At 65.3% G+C, this 7,189-nt stretch carries 9 protein-coding genes; 8 read left to right on the forward strand and 1 reads right to left on the reverse strand.

Annotated features, from left to right (window positions below):
- The coding region (locus CVM52_RS22040; RefSeq protein ID WP_100164535.1) for a beta-ketoacyl-ACP reductase at window positions 1-611 on the forward strand (611 nt) is incomplete at its 5' end.
- On the opposite strand, the gene CVM52_RS22045 is transcribed toward CVM52_RS22040, so the two are convergent.
- On the reverse strand, window positions 579-1,187 hold the full coding sequence (locus CVM52_RS22045; protein WP_100164536.1) for a hypothetical protein: 609 nt from the start codon (window positions 1,185-1,187) through the stop codon (window positions 579-581). The genes CVM52_RS22040 and CVM52_RS22045 overlap by 33 nt on opposite strands.
- A gap of 298 nt (window positions 1,188-1,485) precedes the next feature.
- On the opposite strand from CVM52_RS22045, the gene CVM52_RS22050 reads away from it, so the two are divergent.
- From CVM52_RS22050 to CVM52_RS22080, 7 genes are all read left to right on the forward strand, one after another.
- On the forward strand, window positions 1,486-1,719 hold the full coding sequence (locus CVM52_RS22050) for an acyl carrier protein (protein ID WP_005982462.1): 234 nt from the start codon (window positions 1,486-1,488) through the stop codon (window positions 1,717-1,719).
- 142 nt (window positions 1,720-1,861) lie between these two features.
- Complete coding sequence (locus tag CVM52_RS22055; RefSeq protein WP_100164537.1) at window positions 1,862-2,401, forward strand: GNAT family N-acetyltransferase; 540 nt, start codon at window positions 1,862-1,864, stop codon at window positions 2,399-2,401.
- A 104-nt stretch (window positions 2,402-2,505) separates the two neighbouring features.
- Complete coding sequence (locus CVM52_RS22060) at window positions 2,506-3,249, forward strand: 1-(5-phosphoribosyl)-5-[(5-phosphoribosylamino)methylideneamino]imidazole-4-carboxamide isomerase (RefSeq protein WP_100164538.1); 744 nt, start codon at window positions 2,506-2,508, stop codon at window positions 3,247-3,249.
- 173 nt (window positions 3,250-3,422) lie between these two features.
- Complete coding sequence (gene fabF, locus CVM52_RS22065) at window positions 3,423-4,682, forward strand: beta-ketoacyl-ACP synthase II (protein ID WP_100164539.1); 1,260 nt, start codon at window positions 3,423-3,425, stop codon at window positions 4,680-4,682.
- Complete coding sequence (gene mltG, locus CVM52_RS22070; RefSeq protein WP_100164540.1) at window positions 4,682-5,836, forward strand: endolytic transglycosylase MltG; 1,155 nt, start codon at window positions 4,682-4,684, stop codon at window positions 5,834-5,836. Before fabF ends, mltG begins: the two co-directional genes overlap by 1 nt.
- A 206-nt stretch (window positions 5,837-6,042) precedes the next feature.
- Window positions 6,043-6,387, forward strand: a complete 345-nt coding sequence (locus CVM52_RS22075; protein WP_100164541.1) for a hypothetical protein — start codon at window positions 6,043-6,045, stop codon at window positions 6,385-6,387.
- Window positions 6,371-7,189: terminase large subunit domain-containing protein (locus CVM52_RS22080; protein ID WP_172721064.1), on the forward strand; the 819-nt coding region annotated here is incomplete at its 3' end. The genes CVM52_RS22075 and CVM52_RS22080, both read left to right, overlap by 17 nt.

Here is a 7,189-nt window from a genome sequence, read left to right on the forward strand (position 1 = left end):
TGCAGGCGCTGGCGGCCGAGCTGGGCGAGCGCGCCCATGTGCTGCCCTGCAACCTGGGCGACCCCGAGGCGGTGGCGGCGCTGCCGAAACAGGCGGCCGAGGCGATGGGCGGCGTCGATATTCTGGTCAACAATGCCGGCATCACCCGGGACAACCTGTTCATGCGGATGTCGGATGAGGAATGGCAAAACGTTCTGGACGTCAACCTGACCGCCACCTTCAAGCTCTGCAAGGGCGTGCTGCGCGGCATGATGAAAAGCCGCTGGGGCCGGATCGTCAATATCAGCTCGGTGGTCGGCGCCACCGGCAATCCGGGCCAGGGCAACTATGCCGCTGCCAAGGCGGGCATGGTCGGCATGACCAAGTCGCTGGCCTATGAGGTGGCCAGCCGCGGCATCACCGCCAATGCGGTGGCGCCCGGCTTTATCGGCACGGCGATGACCGACAAGCTGAACGAGGATCAGAAAACCGCGATCCTGGGTCAGATCCCCGCCGGGCGCATGGGCGATCCGGAGGAAATCGCCGCGGCGGTACTGTATCTGGCAAGCCCCGAGGCCGGCTATGTCACCGGCAGCGTGCTACATGTGAATGGCGGTATGGCGATGCTCTGAGCCGTTGCTGCGCCGGGCCAGCGCACGGCGCAGCGCGTTTTCCACATGGGCGGCGTCATAATCCGCCGGCACCTCGAGCAGCGGGATGCGGGCGCGGCGCAGCGCCTCGCATTTCTCGGCATCGCGCGGCATCCGCCCGCTCTGGACCTCGACGGCGCAGACATAGGCGCCGGACCCGTCGATGATGCCATAATCGATCTGGGCCGCGCGCGCCGCGACATGGCGGCTGTGCCAGCCCGGCCGCGCGATCACCTCGTCCAATGGCGGGCGCAACACCAGCCGGTGGCCGCGGTTGGGCTTGTTCAGCGCCGCCTCCAGCACCTCTTGCAGCGGCGGCGGAGCGGCTTTGTCCGAAGGCCTGGCGAACGGGTCGGATGGCGGGGTGGTTTCGGTCGGCTGATTGTCGCCGAAGAGGCTGCGAACGATCCGCAGAATCAAGGTGACGAGGAAAAATAAGGCAAGGACCAGCGTAAAGATCAGCGCAAGATTCGCTTGCAGCACGGCCTCGGCCAGAGCATAGAGGCCGGAAGGCGCGGGTGCGCTGCCGTCGGAAAGGATGGCGGTTTCAAATTCCATGACGTCGCGAGTCCAGCCTGTAATGCGGTGCCGATGCCGACTCTAGCGGCGGAAAAGGACAAATTCGGGGCGATTTCTGGACAGCTAATTCGTCATGCTTGCGGCGCAGTGAAAGCGTTTGCCAATACCGTTCTCTGTGCTATAGCGGCGCAGATTTCGCGAGGCGGTCTCACATCCGTCTATTCATGCCCGGTGAACCGGGACCGAGCCGCCCTGACATCGGGGCGAAACCACGCCACCCCAAGCGGGCAAGGGCAGATATCGGGTCGAAGGCCCGCAAAGGAATGAGGAATTTGAAATGAGCGACGTCGCAGACCGCGTTAAAAAGATCGTTGTGGAACACCTCGGTGTCGAAGAAGACAAGGTGACCGAGAACGCCTCGTTCATTGATGATCTGGGCGCGGACAGCCTTGATACGGTCGAACTGGTGATGGCTTTCGAAGAAGAATTCGGCATCGAGATTCCCGATGATGCGGCCGAAACGATCCAGACTTTCGGCGATGCGGTGAAGTTCATCAGCGAAGCGTCCTAAGCGCGACGAATCGGTATGCCAAAGCGGCGTCTCCCGGCAGGGAGGCGCCGTTTTTCTATTCCGGGCGCGCTTTGGGCTTGCCAGGGTCCGCCTGGGCCTGCCACTGATCAAGCCGAGGCAGATCAGACAGGACGGGCAGCAAATGATCCGATCCGTTCCGACCATAAACACGTCACGCCTGGCGTTGCGCGCGATGCGGGCCGAGGATTTCGACCGCTATGCCGAGATCTGGGCAATGCCCGAGGTGGTGCGCAACATCACCGGCGAACCACGCGACCGGCGGCGCGCCTGGGAGGCGTTTCTGCGCAATGCCGGACATTGGCAGATCACCGGATTCGGGCAGTGGGCGGTGATCGAGCAGAGCAGCCGGCTGATGATCGGTCAGGTCGGTTTTTTCTTCAGCAGCGCGGCGTTGGCCGAGGATTTTGACCTCTATCCCCAGGCCGGCTGGATGCTGGTGCCCGAGGCCCAGGGCCGGGGTTATGCGATCGAGGCGGCGCGGGCGGCGCATGACTGGTTCGACCGGGTTATTCCGGGCAAGCTGGTGGCGCAGGTCGCGGCGGCGAATTCCGGCTCGCTCAAGCTGGCCGCGCAGTTGGGCTATCGCGAGCTGCGCCGCGAGGGCGAGGGCGAAACCGCCACCGTGTTCCTGCGCCGCGACGGGCCACCGGGTGGCCGCTGAACGCCGCAAACCGCGTTGGCCCTGCCGGAAACCGCCCGCACCTGCCGGGGCGTGACGGATATGTTAGGCTGGTATCAGGCGATTGGTCGCGGGGAGAACTGGCCATGATGATCTATCCGACAATGGAGTTGCAGAACCGGCGTTGCGTGACGCTGGACAAGGGGCGGCTGGAAGAGCCGCTGATCTGGCATGTCGATCCGCTGGAAACCGCGCACAGCTTTGCCGCGGCCGGGGCGGAATGGATGCATCTGACCGATTTCGACGGGGTGGCCGGCGGTGGCGGCAACAACGACCTGCTGGAGGCAATCATCCGTGCCGCCGGCATTCCGGTGCAGCTGGGCGGCGGGTTCCGCAGCCGCGACTCGGTTGAACGCTGGATCGACAAGGGCGCCGGGCGCATCGTGATCGGCACCCTGGCGGCGCAGGAGCCGGATCTGGTCAAGGAAATGGCGAAATACCATCCCGACCAGATCGTGCTGGCGGTCGATGTCTGGCGCGGGCAGGTGATGGTCGAGGGCTGGCGCCAGCCCAGCGCCTTTACTCCGGAAGATTTTATCCAGGCCTTCGACGGGGTGCCGCTGGCGGGGATAATCGTTACCGATATCGCCAGCGAAATGGGCGATGTCGAGGCGCAGATAGGGATGATTGCCGGGCTGGCGCGGCTGTCGCGCACGCCGGTGGTTGCCAGCGGCGTGGTGCGGACGGTCGATGATATTTCCCGGCTGAAATATATCCCGAATATCGCCGGCGCCCTGGTGGGCCGTGCCCTGTTCAACAAGACCGTTGACTTGGCCGAGGCGCTGGAAACCGCGCGTCCGGGTGTGGAGCCGGTGGCGGAGTTCCGTTAGCCTCGGACCCGTGGGGAACCCTGCCACGCCCGGTCCTGTCGCGCCGGGTGGGCCGCGGCGATCGGGCAATGGGCGAGTCGATGATGCCTGCGCTCTTGCCCCCGGTCCCCGGGGCGGGGTAAGAGCGTTGCGCAATTGGAACCAGATGTAGGCACAGGGCAGAAGGGCAGTTCATGCGCAGAGTCGTGGTAACGGGGCTGGGGCTTGTCACGCCGCTGGCCGACGGGGTCGAACAAAGCTGGTCGCGGATTCTGGCGGGTGAGTCCGGCGGTGGGCCGATCACCCTGTTCGATGTGGACGGGCTGGCGACGACCTATGCCTGCGAGGTGCCGCGCGGCGATGGCAGCGACGGAACCTTCAACGCCGACGCCTATATGGAGCCGAAAGACCAGCGCAAGGTCGACACCTTCATCCTGTTCGGCATTGCCGCCGCGCAGCAGGCGGTGGAAGATTCCGGCTGGAAACCCGAGGATCGCGAGAGCCAGGAACGCACCGGCGTTCTGATCGGATCGGGGATCGGCGGGCTGAATTCGATCGCCGACACCGCGGTGATGATGGAGGCGCGCGGCCCGCGCCGGGTCAGCCCGTTCTTCGTGCCCGGCGCGCTGATCAACCTGATCTCGGGCCAGGTCAGCATCCGTTACGGGTTCAAGGGGCCGAACCATTCGGTGGTTACCGCCTGTTCGACCGGCGCCCATGCCATTGGCGACGCCGCCCGGCTGATCAAATATGGCGATGCCGATGTGATGGTGGCCGGCGGCGCCGAGGCGGCGATCTGCCGGATCGGCATTGCCGGGTTCAATGCCTGCAAGGCGCTGAGCACCAAACATGCCGACAACCCGCAAAAGGCATCGCGCCCCTATGACCGCGACCGCGATGGTTTTGTCATGGGCGAGGGCGCCGGCATCGTGGTGCTGGAAGAATATGAACATGCCAAGGCGCGCGGCGCCAAGATCTATGCCGAGGTCGTGGGCTATGGCCTGTCCGGTGATGCCTATCACATCACCGCGCCGTCGGAAGACGGGGACGGCGCCGAGCGCTCGATGCGGGCGGCGCTGCGCAGTGCCGGGATCGACGCGGCCGATATCGACTATATCAACGCACATGGCACCAGCACCATGGCCGATGTGATCGAACTGGGCGCGGTCGAGCGGATGCTGGGCGATGCCGCAAGCCGGGTGACCATGTCTTCGACCAAGTCGGCCACCGGCCACCTGCTGGGCGCGGCCGGGGCGATCGAGGCGATCTTCTCGATCCTGGCGATCCGTGACCAGGTGGCACCGCCGACGATCAACCTGGACAATCCCGAGGTCGAAACCGCGCTGGATCTTGCCCCCAACGCAAAGCGCGAGCGCGAGATCAACGTGGCGCTGTCCAACTCGTTCGGCTTTGGCGGCACCAATGCAAGCGTGATTTTCAGGAAACCTGACTGATGTGGCGCAGCCTTGCCTCGAACATGCTGACCTTCCTGGTGGTGGGGCTGTTTCTGGTCGGCGGCGTCGTGCTGTGGGGCAAGTCGCAATATTCCGCCACGGGTCCGCTGGAAGAGGCGATCTGTCTGCAGGTGCAGCGCGGATCGAACATCGCCCGCGTCAGTCGGGATCTTCACGAAGAAAACGCGATCAGCAATGCCGCGATCTTTCGCATGGGCGCGGCCTATACCGACAAGGCCAGCCAGTTGAAGGCGGGCAGTTTCCTGATCGAACCCAATGCCACGATGGCCGAGATCGTCGACCAGATCACCCGGGGCGGCGCCAACACCTGCGGCACCGAGATCGTTTATCGCGTTGGTGTCACCCGCACGGTGGTGGATGTGCGCGAACTGGACCCGGCCACCAACGAATTTGTCGAGCGCGCTGAATTCGAACTGGCGGTGGACGAAACACCCGCGGCCTATACCGAGAAGCGCGCCGAGGCGGATACCCGCTATCGCCTGATCCTGGCCGAGGGCGTGACCTCGTGGCAGGTGGTCGAGGCGCTGAACGCGATGGATGTGCTGGCCGGTGAGGCCGGCGAGGTGCCGACCGAGGGCGCATTGGCGCCGCACAGTTATGAAATCGTCGAAGGCACCGACCGCAAGGCGCTGTTGGAGCAGATGACCATGCTGCAAAGCCAGCGGCTGGCCGCGGCCTGGGAAGGGCGCGACCCCGACCTGCCGTTGCAAAGCCCGGCAGAGATGCTGATCCTGGCTTCGATCATCGAAAAGGAAACCGGCATTCCGGAAGAGCGGCGCGATGTCGCCAGCGTTTTCGTCAACCGCCTGAACCAGGGCATGCGGCTACAGACCGACCCGACGGTCATCTACGGCATCACCAAGGGGCGCGGCGTGCTGGGCCGTGGGCTGCGCCAGAGCGAATTGCGGCAGGTGACGCCCTGGAACACCTATGTGATCGAGGGGCTGCCGCCGACGCCGATCGCCAATCCCGGCGCGGCCAGCCTGGAGGCGGCGGCGCACCCGGCCAGCACCGATTTTGTCTTCTTCGTGGCCGATGGCAGCGGTGGCCATGCCTTTGCCACCACGTTGGACGAGCACAACCGGAACGTGGCCCGCTGGCGCCAGATCGAGCAGGAGCGCGGCAACAACTGACCTGTCTCCTGGGGCGTGGTTAAGATTTTATTAACCACTGTGGACGGTTGGGATGCAAAGTTGAAGCGAATTTCTTGACCGGGCGTGCGCTGGGGCTTATAAATATCACAGCTAGAAGACGAGGGAAGCAGCCGGGGGAATACCCCTAGGCTGTTTTTCTTTTCTTTCGTGCGGCGACCCATCCCACAGGCAAGGGATCTGCTGCAATGACGCTGATAACCCCCGAAGAGCACGTTTCCGACACCGCCGAGCTGCTGCGTTCGCTGCATGTCTCGATCCGCCGGCTGCGACAGCAGACCGAAGCGCTGCGCCAGGATCTGGCATCGGGCGAAGAGCCCGATATCGGGCGCGCCGGACGGGAGATATCGGCGGTCGAAGGGCTGATCCGCACTTGCCAGAAAGTCGAGGCCAGCCTTGTCGAACAATACCAGAAACGCTCGGGCATCGTGCGCGGCGGCTACGCGCTCGATCTCGAAAACGCGCGCGCTGAAATCGGGGTCCGATTGGCTCGCCTCCGTGCCTGCGGCGCTGCGGATGAGGTTCCTGAATGAGACCGGGGAAGGCGCGCTCTGTGCGCTGCCCTACCTGTTCGACTTCTGGGCGCTGCCGCACCAGCTGCCGCCGGAAGGTGACTGGCGCGCCTGGGTGATCCTTGGAGGGCGCGGCGCGGGCAAGACCCGCGCCGGGGCCGAATGGGTGCGTGGCCTGGTCGAAGGGCCGCGGCCGATGGATCCGGGGCGCGCCCGTTCGGTGGCGCTGGTGGGCGAGACCTATGACCAGGTGCGCGACGTGATGATCAAGGGGCCCAGCGGTATCCTTGAATGTTCACCGCCCGACCGGCGGCCGGATTGGAAGGCCAGCGAGCGGCGGCTGATCTGGCCGAACGGCGCCACCGCGCAGGCGTTTTCCGCCCATGATCCCGACGGGCTGCGCGGCCCGCAATTCGACGCGGCCTGGGCCGATGAACTGGCCAAGTGGACCAAAGGCGTCGAAACGCTGGACATGCTGCAATTTGCCCTGCGCCTGGGCGAGCGTCCGCGGCTTTGCGTCACCACCACGCCGCGCAACGTGCCGGTGCTGGTCGAGTTGCTGGAGCTGCCCTCGACCGTGGTCAGCCATGCGCCGACCGAGGCCAACCGCGCCAACCTGGCGGCCAGTTTCCTGGAAGAGGTGCGCAGCCGCTATGCCGGGTCGCGGCTGGCGCGGCAGGAGCTGGACGGCGTGTTGCTGACCGATATCGAGGGCACGCTGTGGCCCGGAGCGCTGCTGGAGGCCGCGCGCTGCGACCAGGTGCCGCCGCTGGACCGCATTGTGGTGGCGCTGGACCCGGCGGTCAGCGCCGGGCCAGAGGCC

Source organism: Pseudooceanicola lipolyticus (assembly GCF_002786325.1).
Classification (GTDB): Bacteria; Pseudomonadota; Alphaproteobacteria; order Rhodobacterales; family Rhodobacteraceae; genus Pseudooceanicola_C; species Pseudooceanicola_C lipolyticus.